Annotated in this window: 15 protein-coding genes and 1 tRNA gene; 1 reads left to right on the top strand and 15 read right to left on the bottom strand. The window is 57.2% G+C overall.

Translation table 11 applies throughout. The annotated features are described in order from the left end of the window. The 5 genes from KO492_RS00250 to KO492_RS00230 form a co-directional block, all read right to left on the bottom strand. The coding region (locus KO492_RS00250) for a GTP-binding protein (RefSeq protein ID WP_252735153.1) at window positions 1-179 on the bottom strand (179 nt) is incomplete at its 3' end. 69 nt (window positions 180-248) lie between these two features. Then, window positions 249-2366, bottom strand: a complete 2118-nt coding sequence (gene fusA / locus KO492_RS00245) for an elongation factor G (RefSeq protein WP_216043136.1) — start codon at window positions 2364-2366, stop codon at window positions 249-251. A gap of 30 nt (window positions 2367-2396) precedes the next feature. Next, window positions 2397-2867, bottom strand: coding sequence for a 30S ribosomal protein S7 (gene rpsG, locus KO492_RS00240; RefSeq protein WP_066607432.1), 471 nt, complete (start codon window positions 2865-2867; stop codon window positions 2397-2399). Between the two features lie 12 nt (window positions 2868-2879). Continuing rightward, window positions 2880-3251, bottom strand: coding sequence for a 30S ribosomal protein S12 (rpsL, locus tag KO492_RS00235; RefSeq protein ID WP_008204009.1), 372 nt, complete (start codon window positions 3249-3251; stop codon window positions 2880-2882). A gap of 394 nt (window positions 3252-3645) precedes the next feature. Further along, a complete protein-coding gene (locus KO492_RS00230; protein WP_252735152.1) occupies window positions 3646-4557 on the bottom strand; it encodes a DMT family transporter in 912 nt (303 codons plus the stop codon). A gap of 170 nt (window positions 4558-4727) precedes the next feature. Between KO492_RS00230 and KO492_RS00225 the strand changes: the two genes are divergently transcribed. Continuing rightward, window positions 4728-5723 (top strand): glycosyltransferase family 2 protein, encoded by a 996-nt coding sequence (locus KO492_RS00225; protein WP_216043135.1) that lies wholly within the window; start codon window positions 4728-4730, stop codon window positions 5721-5723. A 95-nt stretch (window positions 5724-5818) separates the two neighbouring features. On the opposite strand, the gene rpoC is transcribed toward KO492_RS00225, so the two are convergent. From rpoC to KO492_RS00175, 10 genes are all read right to left on the bottom strand, one after another. Then, the gene (gene rpoC / locus KO492_RS00220) at window positions 5819-10063 is read right to left on the bottom strand and encodes a DNA-directed RNA polymerase subunit beta' (RefSeq protein WP_216043134.1); all 4245 of its coding nucleotides are present in this window, start codon (window positions 10061-10063) and stop codon (window positions 5819-5821) included. A 55-nt stretch (window positions 10064-10118) separates the two neighbouring features. Continuing rightward, window positions 10119-14255 carry a DNA-directed RNA polymerase subunit beta gene (gene rpoB, locus KO492_RS00215; RefSeq protein WP_216043133.1) on the bottom strand — a complete coding sequence of 1379 codons (4137 nt, stop codon included), beginning with the start codon at window positions 14253-14255 and terminating at the stop codon, window positions 10119-10121. Window positions 14256-14511: 256 nt separating this feature from the next. After that, on the bottom strand, window positions 14512-14886 hold the full coding sequence (gene rplL / locus KO492_RS00210; RefSeq protein WP_066607410.1) for a 50S ribosomal protein L7/L12: 375 nt from the start codon (window positions 14884-14886) through the stop codon (window positions 14512-14514). Between the two features lie 69 nt (window positions 14887-14955). Continuing rightward, window positions 14956-15471 (bottom strand): 50S ribosomal protein L10, encoded by a 516-nt coding sequence (rplJ, locus tag KO492_RS00205; protein ID WP_066607407.1) that lies wholly within the window; start codon window positions 15469-15471, stop codon window positions 14956-14958. A 459-nt stretch (window positions 15472-15930) separates the two neighbouring features. Continuing rightward, on the bottom strand, window positions 15931-16629 hold the full coding sequence (gene rplA, locus KO492_RS00200; protein ID WP_216043132.1) for a 50S ribosomal protein L1: 699 nt from the start codon (window positions 16627-16629) through the stop codon (window positions 15931-15933). Beyond that, on the bottom strand, window positions 16629-17078 hold the full coding sequence (gene rplK, locus KO492_RS00195) for a 50S ribosomal protein L11 (RefSeq protein WP_216043131.1): 450 nt from the start codon (window positions 17076-17078) through the stop codon (window positions 16629-16631). Before rplK ends, rplA begins: the two co-directional genes overlap by 1 nt. Before the next feature lie 122 nt (window positions 17079-17200). Then, a complete protein-coding gene (gene nusG / locus KO492_RS00190; protein ID WP_066607391.1) occupies window positions 17201-17740 on the bottom strand; it encodes a transcription termination/antitermination protein NusG in 540 nt (179 codons plus the stop codon). A 244-nt stretch (window positions 17741-17984) separates the two neighbouring features. After that, window positions 17985-18185, bottom strand: a complete 201-nt coding sequence (gene secE / locus KO492_RS00185; RefSeq protein WP_066607389.1) for a preprotein translocase subunit SecE — start codon at window positions 18183-18185, stop codon at window positions 17985-17987. A gap of 128 nt (window positions 18186-18313) precedes the next feature. Further along, window positions 18314-18389 (bottom strand) — tRNA-Trp (locus tag KO492_RS00180). 154 nt (window positions 18390-18543) lie between these two features. Further along, window positions 18544-19236: EF-Tu/IF-2/RF-3 family GTPase (locus tag KO492_RS00175; RefSeq protein WP_252735150.1), on the bottom strand; the 693-nt coding region annotated here is incomplete at its 5' end.

Here is a 19236-nt window from a genome sequence, read left to right as displayed (position 1 = left end):
GTCGAAATCGTGATCCCGCGAGCTTTCTCTTCCGGCGCGCCGTCGATTTGGTCGTATGCCTGAAAATCACCGAAGTATTTCGTGATCGCAGCGGTCAACGTGGTCTTACCGTGGTCAACGTGACCAATGGTCCCGATGTTCACGTGCGGTTTCGAACGCTCAAACTTTTCCTTAGCCATGATGGCCTCCTGTTTCATTCTGTTTGGGGATCAGGTCGCCCTGACCCCCGTGTTGGGTTCTGGCCCCGCTTACGCGAATTTGGCCTGAATTTCTTCCGAGATGTTCGAAGGCACAGCTTCGTAGTGATCGAACTGCATCGTAAACTGCGCACGGCCCGAAGACATGGAACGCAGTGTGTTGATGTAGCCGAACATGTTGGCCAGCGGCACGAAAGCGTCGATGGCAATCGCGTTGCCGCGAGTGTCCTGACCCTGAACCTGCCCGCGACGGGAGGTCAGATCGCCAATGATACCGCCGGTGTATTCTTCCGGCGTGATCACTTCGACTTTCATGATCGGCTCGAGCAGTTTCGCGCCGGCTTTCTTCATCCCTTCGCGCATACACATACGTGCTGCAATTTCGAAGGCGAGGACGGAGGAGTCCACGTCGTGGAACTTACCGTCGATGAGGGCCACTTTGAAGTCGATCACAGGGAAGCCTGCGAGCGGACCGGAGTCCATCACCGAGTTGATGCCTTTTTCGACACCCGGGATGTATTCTTTCGGAACCGCACCACCAACAATCTTGGATTCAAAGGAGTAACCTTCGCCCGGCTCTGTCGGAGAGATGATCATTTTCACCTCGGCGAACTGACCCGAACCACCCGACTGTTTCTTGTGGGTGTAGGTGTGCTCGACTTCGTGAGAAATCGTCTCACGATAAGCCACCTGCGGCGCACCAATGTTGGCTTCGACCTTGAATTCGCGCTTCAGACGATCGACGAGAATGTCGAGGTGAAGCTCGCCCATGCCCTTCATGATGGTCTGACCGGACTCGAGGTCGGTTTCGACGCGGAAGGACGGGTCTTCGGCAGCAAGACGTGCCAGACCTGCGGACATTTTTTCCTGGTCGCCTTTGGTCTTCGGCTCGACAGCAATCTCGATCACCGGATCGGGGAAGGTCATGGTTTCGAGGACAACCGGTTCCTTGACGTCACAGAGCGTGTCGCCGGTGGTGGTGTCTTTGAGACCTGCAAGCGCGATGATGTCGCCTGCAAACGCTTCTTCGATCTCCTCACGGTTGTTGGAGTGCATCATCATCATACGACCGACGCGCTCTTTCTTACCTTTGGTGGAGTTCAGGATGGTGTCGCCTTTTTTCAACACACCGGAGTAGATCCGGGTGAAGGTCAAGGAACCCACAAACGGGTCGTTCATGATTTTGAACGCCAGACCGGAGAAGGCCATGTCATCATCCGCACGACGCGGGATGTCACGGGTTTCCGTTTCGTCGCCCGGTTTGAAGCCCATGTAATCAACAACGTCGAGCGGGCTCGGCAGGTAGTCGATCACAGCGTTGAGCAGGGACTGAACGCCTTTGTTTTTGAACGCGGAACCACCAAGGACCGGAACAAAATGCAGAGCCAGCGTCCCTTTGCGCAGAAGCGCACGGAGCGTCGGCACATCGGGTTCGTTGCCTTCGAGGTACTCCATCATCGCGTCGTCGTCTTCTTCGACGGCGGCTTCGATCATCTTACCACGCCACTCTTCGGCCATATCCTTGAGAGAGTCGCGGATCGGAGCTTTGATCCAGGATGCACCAAGGTCTTCACCCTGCCACAGCCACTCTTCCATGGTGACGAGGTCAATCAGGCCCTCAAGCTCGGTTTCCGCACCAATCGGGATGCCGACGGGAATGGCACGCGCACCGGTGCGGTCTTCAATCATGTTCACACAGTTGAAGAAGTCGGCACCGATTTTGTCCATCTTGTTAACGAACACAATACGCGGAACCTTGTAGCGGTCAGCCTGACGCCACACGGTTTCGGTTTGCGGCTCAACGCCGGCGTTGGCGTCAAGAACAGCCACGGCACCGTCGAGCACGGCAAGCGAACGTTCCACCTCGATGGTGAAGTCCACGTGACCGGGGGTGTCGATGATGTTCATCCGGTGCTTCGGTGTTTCGGCGGTTACGCCATCTTCGGTGCGTTCCCAGAAAGTGGTCGTCGCAGCCGAAGTGATGGTGATACCGCGTTCCTGCTCCTGCTCCATCCAGTCCATGGTGGCTGCACCATCGTGCACCTCACCAATGTTGTGGGACTTGCCGGTGTAGAAGAGGATGCGCTCGGAACAGGTGGTTTTACCTGCGTCGATGTGCGCCATGATACCGAAGTTGCGGTATCGGTCGAGGGGAAATTCGCGTGCCATTGGTGTTCGGTCCTAAGGGCCTGAGTTGAGTTACCAGCGGTAATGGCTGAACGCTTTGTTGGCGTCGGCCATTTTGTGGGTGTCTTCGCGCTTTTTCACAGCAGCGCCACGACCGTTTACTGCGTCAAGCAGCTCACCGGCAAGACGTTCTTCCATCGTGTTCTCGTTGCGAGCGCGCGATGCGGAGATCAGCCAGCGGATTGCCAGAGCTTCGCGACGTTCGACGCGCACTTCAACAGGCACCTGGTAGGTTGCACCACCCACACGACGGGAACGCACCTCAACAGAGGGTTTCACATTGTCGAGGGCTTCGTGGAACACTTCAACCGGAGCTTTTTTCAGCTTGTCTTCGACGCGGGTCAGCGCGTTGTAGACAATTTTCTCGGCGGCAGATTTTTTGCCATCGATCATCAGGTTGTTCATGAATTTGGTCAGCACGCGATCGCCATATTTGGCGTCGGGCAGGACTTCGCGCTTCTCAGCGGCGTGACGACGGGACATTCCGTGATCTCCTTATTTAGGACGCTTAGCGCCGTATTTCGAACGACGCTGTTTACGGTCTTTGACGCCCTGGGTATCCAGAACACCGCGCAGGATGTGGTAACGGACACCCGGAAGGTCTTTCACACGGCCGCCACGGATCAGAACCACGGAGTGTTCCTGAAGGTTGTGGCTTTCACCGGGGATGTAAGAGATGACCTCGAAACCATTGGTCAGACGCACTTTGGCGACTTTCCGCATAGCGGAGTTCGGTTTCTTCGGGGTCGTGGTGTAGACGCGCGTACAAACACCGCGCTTCTGAGGGCATTGCTCCAAGTGTTGGGACTTGGAAACCTTACGTTTGGGCTGACGCGGTTTGCGGATCAGCTGCTGAATCGTTGGCATAGGGTGCTTTCCCGTTTCCTAACTAGATGAACCTCGGTGGCGACCTGACGGCCCTGCCGGGGCGATTACGATGTCGATGTGCCACACGCGTCCGCATAACACGAAAACCCGCAATCGTTCCCATTCCGAGGTGAACGACGCGGTGAGTTCCCAGAGGACCAGAGCGCCTCAAATTGCTCGGGTCTTGATCACTACGATTTAGAAGTCGGCGAGATAGGGACGTCCCCTATGCCGGATGGGTGGCCGTATATGGAGAGTCGGGGGGCTTGTCAACACTCCGCGCCCGTTTGTGAGCCGGAAAGCCTTGGTCGGGAAACCGCAAGCCCGAAAGTCGGGCGAGCGCCGTGTAACGCCTTGACCTCGTATGGCTTTCACAATCCCCCTGTCAACGGGTTTATCGCGTCGGATTTGCTGCTGTGCGACGTCGCAGAGCGGCCTCGCGCAGGACCGTATAGATGCCCGTTCCCGCGATGATTCCGGCTCCTGCGAAGGCCAGTGCGTTGGGCCATTCCCCAAAGGCAAACAAGCCGATCAACAGCGCCCAGACCAACGCCGTATAGCGAAACGGCGAGACAAAGGACATCTCTCCCACCCGCATCACAGCCACCGAGGTCACATAGGCCACGATCAGAAACGCCGCAGAACCAGTGATCTGCGCCCATGCTTTGACGGAGACCGGCTCCCACCCCTGCCCGATCGACAAAAGCCCCGACGCCACCCACACCGCTAGGATTGCGCCAAGGGTCACGGTGGTCGTAGGCACGGAATGGTCGATCTTGCGCACGATAATATCGCGCAAGGTCACGCACAGCATGGCCAGAACCGCAAAGAGCGCATAGCCGCTGAAACCGTCTGTGCCGGGCTGCACGATCATGAGCACTCCGAAAAAGCCGATCACAATCGCCACCATACGCCGCCAGCCCAGAGGATCGCGGAACAGGAGCCAGCCCGCAATGGTGATCGAAAGCGGGAGCGTCTGCATGATCGCCGTGGCATTGGCCAAGGGCATGTTGCTGACCGCAGTCATAAAGCACAGCGCCGCACCGATCTCGGCACAGGACCGTATCCCGATCATCACCCAATCCTTGCGTGGAAGATCCAGCCGCACCGGCCCCATGAGGGGCACAAGCACAACAAACAGCATCACAATGTTCAGACTGGCTCGAAGAAACAGCCCCTGAAACAGCGGCACCTCGGCCAAGGCCCCCTTCATGAAACTGTCGTTCGTGGTAAAAGCCGCCATGGACAGCGACATGATCACAGCCCCGCGGGTGTTGTCCGGCAATTTCGACAAAAGATTGAACATGCTGCGCCCCCTTCCCTGTCCCGCTATCATCGCTTTTCTTCTTCGGAAAGAGGCTTCGTCTTTGTCTTGCCCTGAAAAACCTTGCGTGCATAAATCCTTTCGAAATTCATGTGAGATAGAAACGGATTGTCGAAGGCTCACGCGTCATTAGTGCAGGACAGGTGCAACATATGAATGAACGACTCGTCGTTACAACCATGCGCAACGAAGGGCCGTTCATTCTGGAATGGGTCGCATGGTATCTCATGCTGGGCTTCGATCACCTTGTCGTCTTTTACAACGACTGCACCGACCACTCGCCCGAACTTCTAATGGCGCTTGACGAGGCCGGCATACTGACCGCCGTGCCCTACACGCCGGAGCCGGACCGCCCTGTGAAGCGCACAACGTTGAAACTCATGGCCAAGCATCCCCGCATTCGGGCGGCGGAATGGGTGTTCAATATCGACGTGGACGAGTTTCTGGTGATCCATCGGGGCGACGGCCTCCTGCACGACCTGTTTGACGCGTTCGACATGGACCAGACACACGGCATAGCCGTGCACTGGCGCTGTTTCGGTGACGGGGGGCATAGCAGATGGGAGGACGCGCTGACCCATCGGCGCTTTACCCGCGCTTCGGAGCGGCGGCACAGGGGGAACGTCTTTTTCAAAACGCTGGTGCGCTGGCCAAGCCATTTCTGGCGTCTGGGGGTTCACTCGCCCAAAGGCTGGCGCGGAGCGGATGATTGGGGCACGGCGCCCAATCTGCTCAAACGGTGTGATGGCGCGACGATGCGCCGCTATCATCCGAAAGAAAACCCCGTGATGATGACGCAGCCGCGCTGGATCACCCATGACTATGCCCAGCTTAACCACTACGCCTCACGGACACGGGAGAGCTTTGCACTCAAGATGGGCACCAAATCCACCGTGGCTGGTAAGGACCGATACACAGAAGCGTTTTTCAACGGCAAAAACCGCAACGAAGAGCTTGACGACAGCGCACTGAAATATGCCGAACGGTTTGACGCCACCTATGCCGAGATCACCGCCCTGCCCGATGTCTTGCGCCTGCATCATCTGTGCTGCGCGGATTATGTCGAACGGCTGGCGGAAAAACACGGGTTCGAGGCCAAAGACGACCCGCGCTGGCAGCATCACATGGCAAAGGCACAAGAGGCCTGAGACACGCCAGAACACCACAATGATCCTGCGGCATTCCCCGCAAATCAAAAGGCCCCGCGTTTCCGCAGGGCCTTTCATATTCATATCGGTCTGACTTAGTCGTCGGAACCTTCAGGTGTATCGACAACCAGCGTGTCGTCGCCAAAACCCGTATCCGCTTCCACCACCGGAGCGGCGAGTTGGGCAGCGGCTTCGGCCTCGGCGCGTGCCTCTTCGATCACCACGTTGTCGCGTTCCTGAGCGATACGGCGGACACGTTGTGTCGCACCGCCGGTACCGGCCGGAATGAGGCGACCCACGATGATGTTCTCTTTGAGACCCACCAGCTTGTCGCGTTTGCCTTGGACAGAGGCCTCCGTAAGCACACGGGTGGTCTCCTGGAACGATGCCGCAGAGATGAACGACCGCGTTTGCAGCGAGGCTTTGGTGATCCCCAAGAGGATCGGCTGGCCTTTCGCCGGACGTCCGCCTTTGGCTTCCGCCTTCGCATTGGCTTCTTCGAACTCGACCTTATCGACCGCTTCGCCTTTGAGCAGAGTGGTATCTCCGGAGTCGAGGATTTCCCATTTCTGCAACATCTGACGCACGATGACTTCGATGTGCTTGTCGTTGATCTTCACGCCTTGCAGACGATAGACCTCCTGCACCTCGTCGATCATGTAATCGGCCAGAGCCTCGACACCCAGAATGGAGAGGATGTCGTGCGGTGCCGGGTTACCGTCCATGATATACTCACCCTTCTGGATGAAGTCGCCTTCAGCCACAGGGATGTGTTTGCCTTTCGGCACCATGTATTCGACGGTTTCCTTGGTCTCATCCGACGGTTCGATCGAGATGCGGCGCTTGTTCTTGTAGTCCTTGCCGAAGCGCACATAGCCATCAACTTCTGCGATGATGGCGTGGTCTTTCGGACGACGGGCTTCGAACAATTCGGCCACACGCGGCAGACCACCGGTGATGTCCTTGGTCTTCGCACCTTCACGCGGGATACGGGCCACAACGTCACCAGCCTCGATGTCCTGACCATCCTCGATAGAGAGAATGGCATCCACAGACATGAGATAGGCCACAGGGTTGCCTGCATCGTTGCGCACCGGCTCGCCGTCTTCGCCCAGAATGAAGACTTCAGGCTTCAGATCGCCACCGCGCGGCACAGAGCGCCAGTCGGTCACGATTTTCTGGGTCATGCCGGTTGCATCATCGGTCTCGTCACGCACGGACAGGCCCGAGATGAGGTCGACAAATTTGGCTTTACCGGCTTTTTCCGCGATGATCGGAAGCGTGTACGGATCCCATTCAAACAGCTTGTCGCCGCGGGAAATGGTGGCGCCCTCTTCAACAAACACCTTGGTCCCATAACCCAGCTTGAACGAAGCGCGTTCCACGCCGTTATCATCCACAATCGCCATCTGCATGTTCCGGCCCATGACGATCTTCTCGCCATGACGGTTTTCCAGAAGGTTGGCTTCGCGGAAGACGATCTTGCCTTCCTGATTGGCTTCCTGGAAGGACTGCTGACCACCTTGGGCCACGCCGCCGATGTGGAAGGTCCGCATCGTCAGCTGTGTGCCGGGCTCACCAATGGACTGGGCCGCGATGATACCGACCGCTTCGCCTTGGTTGACCATGGTGCCGCGGGCAAGGTCGCGACCGTAGCACATGGCACAGACGCCTTCCTCGGCCTCACAGGTCAGCGGGCTGCGGATACGCATGGAAGCAACACCTGCCGCTTCGATCGCATCGGCTTTGCGCTCGTCGATCAGCTCGTTCTTGCTGACCAGCACCTCGTCAGTGCCCGGACGCAAGACGTCATCTGCGGAAACACGACCAAGGATACGCTCGGCCAGCGTTGCCACAACCTCACCGTCGTTCACAGCCGCTTCGGCGGTGATCGCAAGTTCGGTGCCACAATCGACTTCGCGCACGATGCAGTCCTGTGCCACGTCGACAAGACGACGGGTCAGGTAACCGGAGTTCGCGGTTTTCAGAGCCGTATCCGACAGACCCTTACGGGCACCGTGGGTCGAGTTGAAGTACTCGAGCACGGTCAGACCTTCTTTAAAGTTCGAGATAATCGGCGTTTCGATAATCTCGCCCGAAGGTTTCGCCATCAAGCCGCGCATACCGCCCAGCTGTTTCATCTGCGTCACAGAACCACGCGCACCGGAGTGGGCCATCATGTAAACCGAGTTCGGCTCCATTTCGGCGCCATTCTCGTCGTACTTTTTGGCGGAGATGGTGTTCATCATCGCCTCGGTGACCTTGTCGTTACACTTGGCCCATGCATCGACAACTTTGTTGTACTTCTCGCCCTGAGTGATCAGGCCGTCCATGTACTGTTGTTCAAAGTCTTTCACCTGATCGCGGGTCGCGTCCACCAGACTCCATTTGTTGTCCGGGATCACCATGTCGTCCTTGCCGAAGGAAATCCCGGCTTTGAACGCTTCTTTAAAGCCCAGAGACATGATCTGGTCACAGAAGATCACGGACTCTTTCTGGCCGCAGTAACGGTAGACGGTGTCAATGACACGCTGCACGTCTTTCTTCCGCAGAAGCCGGTTCACCAAGGAGAACGGCGCTTTTGCGTTGAGCGGCAGAAGGGAGCCGAGGCGCAAGCGACCGGGGGTTGTCTCGTGACGTTCCCAAACCTCTTGACCGTGCTCGTCGATCTGTTTGATCCGCGCGGTGATTTTGGCGTGCAGATGCACTTCGCCAGCGTTCAGCGCGTATTCGACCTCTTCGATGTCGGAGAAGATCATGCCTTCGCCCTTCATCCCGTCACGCTGCATGGTGATGTAGTAGAGGCCCAAGATCATATCCTGCGACGGCACGATGATCGGCGCGCCGTTGGCAGGCGACAGCACGTTGTTCGTGGACATCATCAGAACGCGAGCTTCGAGCTGTGCCTCAAGAGAGAGCGGCACGTGAACAGCCATTTGGTCCCCGTCAAAGTCGGCGTTGAACGCAGAACAGACGAGCGGGTGAAGCTGGATCGCTTTCCCTTCGATCAGTGTGGGTTCAAACGCCTGAATACCGAGACGGTGAAGCGTCGGCGCACGGTTGAGCATGACCGGATGTTCGCGAATCACCTCGTCGAGGATGTCCCAGACTTCCGGACGTTCTTTTTCCACCAGTTTCTTGGCCTGTTTCACGGTCGAAGACAGACCCTTGGCTTCAAGCCGCGAATAGATGAACGGCTTGAACAGTTCGAGCGCCATCTTCTTCGGCAGGCCACATTGGTGCAGCTTCAGTTCCGGACCGGTCACAATCACCGAACGGCCGGAGAAGTCGACGCGTTTCCCCAAAAGGTTCTGACGGAAACGACCCTGTTTACCTTTGAGCATGTCGGAGAGCGACTTCAGCGGGCGTTTGTTCGCACCGGTGATGACGCGGCCACGACGGCCGTTGTCGAACAGGGCGTCGACGGATTCTTGCAGCATCCGTTTTTCGTTGCGCACGATGATGTCGGGCGCACGCAGTTCGATCAGACGCTTGAGACGGTTGTTCCGGTTGATCACACGACGGTAAAGGTCGTTCAGATCGGAGGTTGCGAAACGGCCACCATCGAGCGGCACCAGCGGGCGCAGCTCTGGCGGGATCACGGGGATCACCGTCATGATCATCCATTCCGGGCGGTTGCCGGATTCGAGGAAGGACTCGACGATTTTCAGACGTTTGATGATCTTTTTCGGCTTCAGCTCGCCCGTCGCTTCCTTGAGGTCTTCACGCAGCTGTTCTGCGGTGGACTCAAGGTCGATGTTGGAGAGCATTTTACGGATCGCTTCGGCGCCGATATCGGCCTCGAATGCGTCCATGCCATACATGTCCTGAGCGTCCATATACTCTTCTTCGGTCATCATCTGACCGTAGGTGAGATCCGTCAGGCCCGGTTCGATCACAACGTAGTTTTCGAAATAGAGCACGCGTTCCAGATCACGCAGCGTCATGTCGAGCATGAGGCCGATCCGGCTCGGCAGGGATTTCAGGAACCAGATGTGAGCGACAGGCGCGGCCAGTTCGATGTGACCCATGCGCTCGCGGCGCACTTTCTGAAGCGTAACTTCAACACCACATTTCTCGCAGACAACGCCGCGATATTTCATGCGTTTGTATTTGCCGCAAAGACATTCATAATCTTTGATCGGGCCAAAGATACGCGCACAGAAAAGACCATCACGCTCCGGCTTGAATGTCCGGTAGTTGATGGTTTCCGGTTTCTTGATTTCCCCGTAGGACCACGACAGGATGCGTTCCGGCGACGCGAGCGAGACTTTGATCTCGTCAAAGGTCGACGGCTGCGCCAGCGGGTTGAACGGGTTGGTTGTGAGTTCCTGGTTCATCTTATGAGTTCCTCAGATTGTCTCGGAAAGGGAGGGAGAAGAAGGGCCGAAGCCCTTACTCCTCGCCCTCCGAGTCCAGGAGTTCCATATTGAGGCCGAGGCCACGGACTTCTTTGACAAGAACATTGAAGGATTCCGGCACGCCGGCTTCAAAGTTGTCTTCGCCCTTGACGATCGACTCGTAGACTTTCGCCCGTCCAGCCACGTCATCCGACTTGACCGTGAGCATTTCCTGCAAGGTGTAGGCGGCACCATAGGCTTCCAGAGCCCAGACCTCCATCTCCCCGAATCGCTGACCACCGAACTGCGCCTTACCACCGAGCGGCTGCTGGGTGACGAGCGAGTACGGACCCGTGGAACGGGCGTGGATTTTGTCGTCCACAAGGTGGTGCAGTTTAAGCAGGTATTTCATGCCGACGGTGACCTTACGGGCAAACTGTTCACCCGTGCGGCCATCGTACAGGACGGATTGACCGGAGGTGTCAAAGCCCGCGCGACGCAACGCATCATTGATGTCGGCCTCTTTCGCACCGTCAAAGACGGGGGTCGCAACCGGCACACCTTTGGTGACATTGCCTGCTGCTTCCAGAAGATCGGCCTCATCCATCGGCGCAAAGCCTTCGTCATAGACCTCTTCGCCATAGACAAACTTCAGAGCGTCGCGAACAGGCGTCATATCGCCCGAACGACGATACTCTTGCAGAGCCTCGTCCACTTGCAGACCCAGACCACGGGACGCCCAACCGGTGTGCGTCTCGAGGATCTGACCAACGTTCATCCGCGAAGGCACACCCAGCGGGTTGAGACAGAAGTCGACAGGTGTCCCGTCTTCGAGGAACGGCATGTCTTCCATCGGAACAACCCGCGAAATAACACCTTTGTTCCCGTGACGACCGGCCATCTTGTCGCCCGGCTGAAGCTTACGCTTCACGGCGATGAAGACTTTAACCATTTTCATCACACCCGGCGGCAGGTCGTCGCCACGACGGACTTTCTCGACCTTGTCTTCGAAACGGTGCTCAAGCGCACGTTTCTGTGCCTCGTACTGGGCGTTCAGAGCCTCGACGATGGTTGCAGAATCCTCGTCTTCGAGGGCGATCTGCCACCACTGGCCTTTGGACAGTTGCGACAGCAACTCTTCGTCCACAGTCACGCCGGTCCGGACACCTTTCGGGCCTTTGGCAATGACTTTGCCCATGATCAGGTCTTTCAGACGCGCGTAGATGTTGCGGTCCAGAATGGCCATCTCGTCGTCGCGGTCACGTGCCAGACGTTCGATTTCCTCACGTTCGATTTGCAGCGAACGCTCGTCTTTCTCGACGCCGTGACGGTTGAAGACGCGGACTTCCACGACCGTGCCGTAGTCACCCGGTTTCACGCGCAGCGACGTGTCACGCACATCGGACGCTTTCTCACCGAAGATGGCGCGCAGGAGTTTTTCCTCCGGCGTCATCGGGCTTTCGCCCTTCGGCGTGATCTTACCGACGAGAATGTCACCCGGCTCGACGTGAGCACCGATGTAGACGATACCGGCTTCGTCAAGGTTGCGCAGTGCTTCCTCGCCGACGTTCGGAATGTCACGGGTGATTTCTTCCGGCCCGAGCTTCGTATCACGGGCGGCGACTTCGAATTCCTCGATGTGAACCGAGGTGAAGACGTCGTCACGCGCAATACGCTCGGAGATCAGGATGGAGTCTTCGTAGTTGTAACCGTTCCACGGCATAAACGCGACGATGACGTTTTTACCCAGAGCCAGTTCGCCCATATCGGTCGACGGACCATCGGCGATCACCTCGCCTTTGGCCACTTTCTGACCCACCTTCACCAGCGGACGCTGGTTGATACAGGTGTTCTGGTTCGAACGCTGGAACTTGCGCAGACGATAGATGTCCACGCCGGCATCGCCCAGTTCGAGATCGGAGGTTGCACGAACCACAACGCGGGTCGCGTCCACTTGGTCAATGATCCCGGCGCGTTTGGCCTGAATAGCCGCCCCGGAGTCGATTGCGACCTTGCCTTCCATACCGGTGCCGACGAGCGGCGCCTCGGCACGCAGAAGCGGCACGGCCTGACGTTGCATGTTCGCACCCATAAGCGCGCGGTTCGCATCGTCGTTTTCAAGGTAGGGGATCAGCGCCGCACCAACGGAGACCAGCTGCTTCGGCGAAACGTCGATAAGGTCCACATTCGTCGGCGGGTTCAGCGCGTGTTCGCCCGACTGGCGGGTAGACACGAGATCGTTGACGAATTTGTTGTCCTCGTCGAGCGTCGAGTTGGCCTGAGCCACCGTGTGACGCATCTCTTCGGTCGCGGACATGTATTGCACTTCGTCCGTAACCTGACCGTCGACAACTTTCCGATACGGAGTCTCGATGAAACCGTATTTGTTGACACGGGCAAAGGTCGCCAGCGAGTTGATCAGACCGATGTTCGGCCCCTCCGGCGTTTCAATCGGACACATACGACCGTAGTGCGTGATGTGCACGTCGCGAACCTCAAAGCCTGCGCGTTCACGGGTCAGACCGCCCGGCCCAAGCGCGGAGAGACGACGCTTGTGCGTGACTTCCGAAAGCGGGTTGGTTTGGTCCATGAACTGCGACAGCTGCGAGGAGCCGAAGAATTCGCGCACGGCAGCGGCGGCCGGTTTCGCGTTGATGAGATCCTGCGGCATGACCGTGTCGATCTCGACGGAGGACATACGCTCCTTGATCGCACGTTCCATACGCAGAAGACCAACGCGATACTGGTTCTCCATCAATTCGCCGACGGAGCGGACACGACGGTTGCCGAGGTGGTCGATGTCGTCCACGTCGCCTTTGCCATCACGCAATTCGACCAGCGCCTTGATACAGGCAACGATGTCTTCGCGACGCAATGTGCGGTGCGTATCCGGTGCATCCAGATCAAGACGCATGTTCATTTTCACGCGACCCACAGCGGAGAGGTCGTAACGCTCGCTGTCGAAGAACAGGCTTTCGAACATGTTGGATGCCGCTTCAACGGTCGGCGGCTCACCCGGACGCATGACACGGTAGATGTCCATGAGCGCGGTTTCGCGGTTCATGTTCTTGTCTGCCGCCATCGTGTTACGGATGTAGGGGCCAACGTTCACGCCATCGATGTCGAGAACCGGAATGTCGGTGATACCCGCATCCATAAGCTCTTTGAGGGAGCCACCGATCACGTCACCGTCTTTGTCCATTTCGAGGGTCAGCTCATCGCCAGCCTCGACATAGATTGCGCCGGTTTCTTCGTTGATGATGTCTTTCGCGACGAATTTGCCGATAATGTGCTCGAAGGGCACCAGCAGCTCGGTGATTTCACCGGCGTCGATGATTTTCTTCACCGCACGCGGGGTCATCTTGTCGCCCGCTTTACAGATCACTTCACCTGTTGCAGCGTCCACGAGATCATAGGTCGGACGTGTGCCACGCACGCGCTCGGGGAAGAATTTGGTCACCCAACCTTTGTTCTTCTCGAGCTTGAATTCGACGGTGTTGTAATAGGCGTCACAGATCGCTTCCTGATCAAGACCCAACGCATAGAGCAGGGTCGTGACCGGCAATTTGCGGCGACGGTCGATACGGGCATAAACGATGTCCTTGGCGTCAAATTCGAAATCGAGCCAGGAGCCGCGATAGGGAATGATGCGGCAGGCGAACAGCAGTTTACCCGAAGAGTGGGTCTTGCCTTTGTCGTGGTCGAAGAACACGCCCGGCGAACGGTGCATCTGAGACACGATCACGCGCTCGGTGCCGTTCACCACAAAGGTGCCGTTCGGTGTCATCAGAGGCATGTCGCCCATGAACACGTCTTGCTCTTTGATGTCTTTCACAGACTTCGCACCGGTGTCCTCGTCCACATCAAACACGATGAGACGCAGGGTCACTTTGAGCGGCGCGGAATAGGTCATGTCACGTTGCTGACATTCCTCGACGTCATATTTCGGCGTCTCGAGTTCGTATTTGACGAACTCCAGCACAGCGGTTTCGTTGAAATCCTTGATCGGGAATACCGACTGGAACACGCCTTTGATGCCTTCGCCGTCGAGCGGCTCGGGAGCGTCACCAGAATTCAAGAAGAGATCGTAAGAAGATTTTTGAACCTCAATGAGGTTCGGCATTTCAAGCACTTCGCGGATTTTGCCGTAATACTTGCGGAGCCGTTTCTGGCCGAGGAAGGACGATGCCATAAGCGTCTAAACCTTTCGAATTTTCGCGAGCGACGTCTACCGTTGGGCGCCGGCAGATGTGCCCTGACGAAACAGAGAAATTCGGTCTATTCCCGCTCCCGTCCCAAAGGGAGCTCCCGACCATTGAACCTCTCCTGAGAAAACACCTTTGAAATGCAGCGCGGCTGCAAAGGCCCTTTCTAAGACAGGTTAAGCTGGACCCGAGAAACCTCGGGTCCAGCCATTATTTTGTGTGGTCCGAATGGACCGAAGGCAATTAGGCCACTTCGACAGTCGCGCCAGCTGCTTCCAGCTTGGTTTTGACTTCTTCGGCTTCGTCTTTGGAGACGCCTTCTTTGATTTTGCCGCCAGCTTCAACAAGCTCTTTGGCTTCTTTGAGGCCCAGACCGGTGAGGCCGCGGACTTCTTTGATGACGTTGATTTTGGAACCGCCGGCGTCTTTCAGGACGACGTCAAATTCGGTTTTTTCTTCAGCAGCTGCGCCACCGGCGTCTGCTGCGCCTGCAACCATCACTGCGCCGCCAGCGGCGGGCTCGATGCCATACTCGTCTTTGAGGATGGTTTTCAGTTCTTGTGCTTCGAGAAGGGTGAGACCAACAATCTCTTCTGCAAGTTTCTTCAGATCAGCCATTGTACTGTTTCCGTTCGTTTAAGATGTGTTCCAACGTGTGTGTTTACAACCACGCCGGTCTCTAATTGCTTATGCAGCAGCCTTGTCTTCGATCGTAGACAGGATGCTCGCGATGTTCGAAGCAGGAGCGCCAATCGCGCCAGCGATGTTCGAAGCAGGTGCGCCAATGCAGCCAACGATGGAAGCAATAAGCTCCTCGCGGGACGGCATTTTCGCAACGGCCTTCACACCGTCAACGTCGAGAGCGTTTTCACCCATTGCACCGCCGAGGATAACGAATTTTTCGTTATCTTTGGCATAGGCATCGGCAACCTTGGCCGCAGCCACAGGATCTTCCGAATAGGTGAGAACGGTCATGCCCGTCAGGAATTCAGCAACGCTTTCGCAAGGCTTTCCGTCGAGGGCGATTTTGGCGAGCTTGTTCTTGGCAACGCGGACGGACCCACCAGCTTCACGCATACGCGCGCGCAGGTCCTGCATTTCAGCAACCGTGAGACCTTCGTAGTGGGCAACCACAACGACGCCAGAGCTGTCAAAGATTTGGCCGAGCTCTTCGACCATTTTTTCTTTTTGTGCTCTATCCACAGTTTTACTCCAAGTATGGGAAGGTCACCCCTCCCGGCTCAATTCTACCGGTCTAAACCGGCACGAAGTCCGTTACGGGGCTGCGCCAAAGTCGCCCGAGGTCTAGCCTGCGGAGAAACTTCTCGTCTTTCCCGTCTCAGGCAGGAATTATGACCGGAGAACTCCGATCACCCACCGTCTAGGACGAAACGCAACACAGCGCACGACGAATCGCACGCTGGACTGCATGAGGGGGTTTAGTGGGGATTAAGAGGAAGCGCAAGGGGTGTCAGGCGCTCCACAACTTTCGCCTTCGTCATTATGGCATCCTGAGGCGCAGAGCACAAACAACAAACACAAATGAAAAAGGCGCCCCTCACGGAGCGCCCCTCAATTCTTATCCTAAGCGAAAAGGCGATCATGCATTTCTACGAAATGCACTTTTTCGCCCGACGCGCATCGCATTCGCGATACGCTGGCTTAGTTGCCAGTCGCAGAATCCACGGAGATGGAAACGCCCGGGCCCATTGTGGAGGACACGGAGACCTTCTGCATGTAAGCGCCTTTGGCACCGGTCGGCTTGGCTTTTTGAACCGCATCCACGAAAGCGCGGATGTTTTCGACCAATTTGGCTGCATCAAAAGAGGCTTTACCAACGCCTGCGTGCACAACACCGGCTTTTTCGGCTTTGAACTGCACTTCGCCGCCTTTAGCAGCTTCAACAGCGGCTTTGACGTCCATCGTGACAGTGCCAACCTTCGGGTTCGGCATCAGGTTGCGCGGGCCGAGGATCTTACCCAGACGACCAACGATCGGCATCATGTCCGGAGTCGCGATGCAGCGATCAAACTCGATGGTGCCGTTCTGAACGGTTTCCATCAGGTCTTCTGCGCCCACGATATCCGCACCGGCAGCTGTCGCTTCGTCGGCTTTCGGGCCACGAGCGAACACAGCCACGCGGACGGATTTGCCCGTGCCGTTCGGCAGGGACACAACGCCGCGAACCATTTGGTCAGCGTGGCGGGGGTCAACACCGAGGTTCAGCGCGATTTCTACGGTTTCATCGAATTTTGCGTTTGCGCTGGCTTTGACCAGCTCAACAGCTTCCTCGACGGTGACGTTCTCTTTGCCTGCGAAAGCTTCGCGAGCCGTGCGGGTACGTTTGCCAAGTTTCGCCATTACTTCACCTCAATGCCCATAGATTTCGCGGAGCCGACGATGATCTTCATTGCGCCTTCGACGTCGTTGGCGTTCAGATCTTTCATCTTGGCTTCGGCAATCTCGCGCACCTGCGCGACCGTCACGGATGCCACGGTCTCACGACCCGGCAGAGCAGCGCCCTTCGGACGGTTACGCTTGCCAACCGGCTTCAGACCGGCAGCCTTCTTGAGGTAAAAAGAAGCCGGCGGCGTCTTGATATCCATCGAGAAGGATTTATCGGAGTAATAGGTGATCACGGTCGGGCACGGCGCACCGGGCTCCATATCCTGCGTCTTGGCGTTGAACGCCTTACAGAATTCCATAATGTTGATACCACGCTGACCGAGCGCCGGACCCACGGGGGGGGACGGGTTTGCTTGACCGGCGGGCACTTGCAGCTTCATCGTACCTGCGAGTTTCTTAGCCATTGGCTTTCCTTTCCAACTGTCACGAAACGCGTTCCGCGACGACTACGTTGTGTGGTCTGGCTCATGACGCGCGCGCCCCTCACCTCCCACAGTGATGCCCGACCCGAAGATCAGGCGCTCTCTCAGGCCGACTTGTTGACCTGAGTGAATTCCAGTTCGACCGGGGTTGCCCGGCCAAAGATCGAGACGGACACCTTGAGGCGCTGGTTGGCCTCGTCCACTTCCTCGACCATACCGTCGAAACCCTCGAAAGCGCCCTCGGCCACGGAGACCTGTTCGCCCACCTCGAAGGTGATGGTGTTGCGCGGCGCGTCAGCCTCGGCGCCTTCCTTGACACGGCCAAGGATCGCTTCGACTTCGCTATCACGCATCGGCATCGGCTTGCCGAAAGAACCGAGGAAGCCGGTCACGCGGTTGATCGAATTGATGAGGTGATAACCCTGATCGGTCATTTCCATACGCACAAGCACATAGCCCGGCATGAAACGACGCTCGGTCGTCACCTTTTTGCCCCGGCGCACTTCGATGACCTCTTCGGTCGGCACCAGCACTTCTTCAATCTGGTCCTGCAGGCCTTTTTCTTCCACAGCCGTCTTGATCGCTTCGGCGATTTTTTTCTCGAAGTTCGAGAGAACGCTCACCGAATACCAACGCTTCGCCATGGTGCCTTTGCCTTTTCATCTCTTCCGGCCATTGCGACCGGATGTCGTTAAATTCCAAGCGCTTTCGCGCACTCCCCGAAACAATAAAGCGGCGCGCAACTCGAATCGCTGCACGCCCGTTCGTGAGAGTGCGCCCGCTCTATACGTTCACAGACCTAAGTTCAACCCTTTAGCCGCCCCTCGAACGCTCAAAGCCTCCGCGCATGGCGAAGGCTTTCAACAGAAACAGGACTGAAAGACGCGCTTACCCGAAGAGGTTGAGGAAGCTCTGCAGCCCGTTGCGGATCAGAAGGTCCACGATAAAAAAGAAGGTCGCCGTAAGGGCCGCCATGATAAAGACCATCAAAGTGGTCAACATAACTTCGCGGCGCGTCGGCCAGACGATTTTCGACACCTCAGCACGCACTTGCTGAATGAACTGAAGCGGATTGGTTTTCGTGGCCATAGCTATGATCCTGACTTTCGTTTCGGCGCATGTACGCCAGCGCGGGCGTGATTTCAACCCTTGACCCTCAAAGGAACATGCCGCGCGCCATTTTTGCGGCCTGACGTCCTTGGATGGTGCGGAAGAATTGGCAGGGGCAGCAGGGTTCGAACCCGCGACCTACGGTTTTGGAGACCGTCGCTCTACCAGCTGAGCTATACCCCTAAGGCCGAGGGTGGAGATAGACAAGCCTAGCCCGCTTTGCAAGCACGTTTTCGACCCGACAGGCAGAAAACCGAAACAACACCTGATCTATGCATCAAAAAGAAAAGGGCCCCACTTTCGTGAGGCCCTTCCGTCTCTTAATCAGCGAGGCTGATTATTCGATGATTTTGGACACAACGCCCGAACCAACGGTGCGGCCGCCTTCGCGGATAGCGAAGCGGAGGCCTTCTTCCATAGCGATCGGGGCGATCAGCTCGGCGGTGAACTTCAGGTTGTCGCCGGGCATAACCATTTCCGTGCCTTCAGGAAGAACAACGGTGCCGGTCACGTCAGTGGTCCGGAAGTAGAACTGCGGACGGTAGTTCGCGAAGAACGGCGTGTGACGGCCACCCTCTTCCTTGGTCAGGATGTAGACCTCGGCTTCGAACTTGGTGTGCGGGTTCACGGAGCCCGGCTTACACAGAACCTGACCGCGCTCAACGCCGTCACGGTCCACACCACGCAGAAGCGCGCCGATGTTGTCGCCTGCTTCACCGCGGTCAAGCAGTTTGCGGAACATTTCAACGCCGGTACAGGTGGTTTTCGTGGTGTCTTTGATACCAACGATTTCGATCTCGTCGCCCACGTTGATCACACCGCGCTCGACACGACCGGTCACAACAGTCCCGCGACCGGAAATCGAGAACACGTCCTCGATCGGCATCAGGAACGGCTGGTCAATCGCACGCTCGGGCTCGGGGATGTAAGCGTCGACAGCTTCCATCAGTTCGCGGATCTTGTTCTCGCCGATTTCAGGATCGCGGCCTTCCATAGCGGCCAGAGCGGAACCTGCGATGATCGGAATATC

This window comes from Celeribacter halophilus (assembly GCF_018860305.1).
Taxonomy (GTDB): domain Bacteria; phylum Pseudomonadota; class Alphaproteobacteria; order Rhodobacterales; family Rhodobacteraceae; genus Celeribacter; species Celeribacter halophilus_A.
This window is presented reverse-complemented; position numbering and strand designations above follow the sequence as displayed.

Bases quoted from the DNA above. Each gene is read 5' to 3' on its own strand.
- fusA (WP_216043136.1), bottom strand. From the start codon at position 2,366: ATGGCACGCGAATTTCCCCTCGACCGATACCGCAACTTCGGTATCATG.
- rpsG (WP_066607432.1), bottom strand. From the start codon at position 2,867: ATGTCCCGTCGTCACGCCGCTGAGAAGCGCGAAGTCCTGCCCGACGCC.
- rpsL (WP_008204009.1), bottom strand. From the start codon at position 3,251: ATGCCAACGATTCAGCAGCTGATCCGCAAACCGCGTCAGCCCAAACGT.
- KO492_RS00230 (WP_252735152.1), bottom strand. From the start codon at position 4,557: ATGTTCAATCTTTTGTCGAAATTGCCGGACAACACCCGCGGGGCTGTG.
- KO492_RS00225 (WP_216043135.1), top strand. From the start codon at position 4,728: ATGAATGAACGACTCGTCGTTACAACCATGCGCAACGAAGGGCCGTTC.
- rpoC (WP_216043134.1), bottom strand. From the start codon at position 10,063: ATGAACCAGGAACTCACAACCAACCCGTTCAACCCGCTGGCGCAGCCG.
- rpoB (WP_216043133.1), bottom strand. From the start codon at position 14,255: ATGGCATCGTCCTTCCTCGGCCAGAAACGGCTCCGCAAGTATTACGGC.
- rplL (WP_066607410.1), bottom strand. From the start codon at position 14,886: ATGGCTGATCTGAAGAAACTTGCAGAAGAGATTGTTGGTCTCACCCTT.
- rplA (WP_216043132.1), bottom strand. From the start codon at position 16,629: ATGGCGAAACTTGGCAAACGTACCCGCACGGCTCGCGAAGCTTTCGCA.
- rplK (WP_216043131.1), bottom strand. From the start codon at position 17,078: ATGGCTAAGAAACTCGCAGGTACGATGAAGCTGCAAGTGCCCGCCGGT.
- nusG (WP_066607391.1), bottom strand. From the start codon at position 17,740: ATGGCGAAGCGTTGGTATTCGGTGAGCGTTCTCTCGAACTTCGAGAAA.
- secE (WP_066607389.1), bottom strand. From the start codon at position 18,185: ATGGCCACGAAAACCAATCCGCTTCAGTTCATTCAGCAAGTGCGTGCT.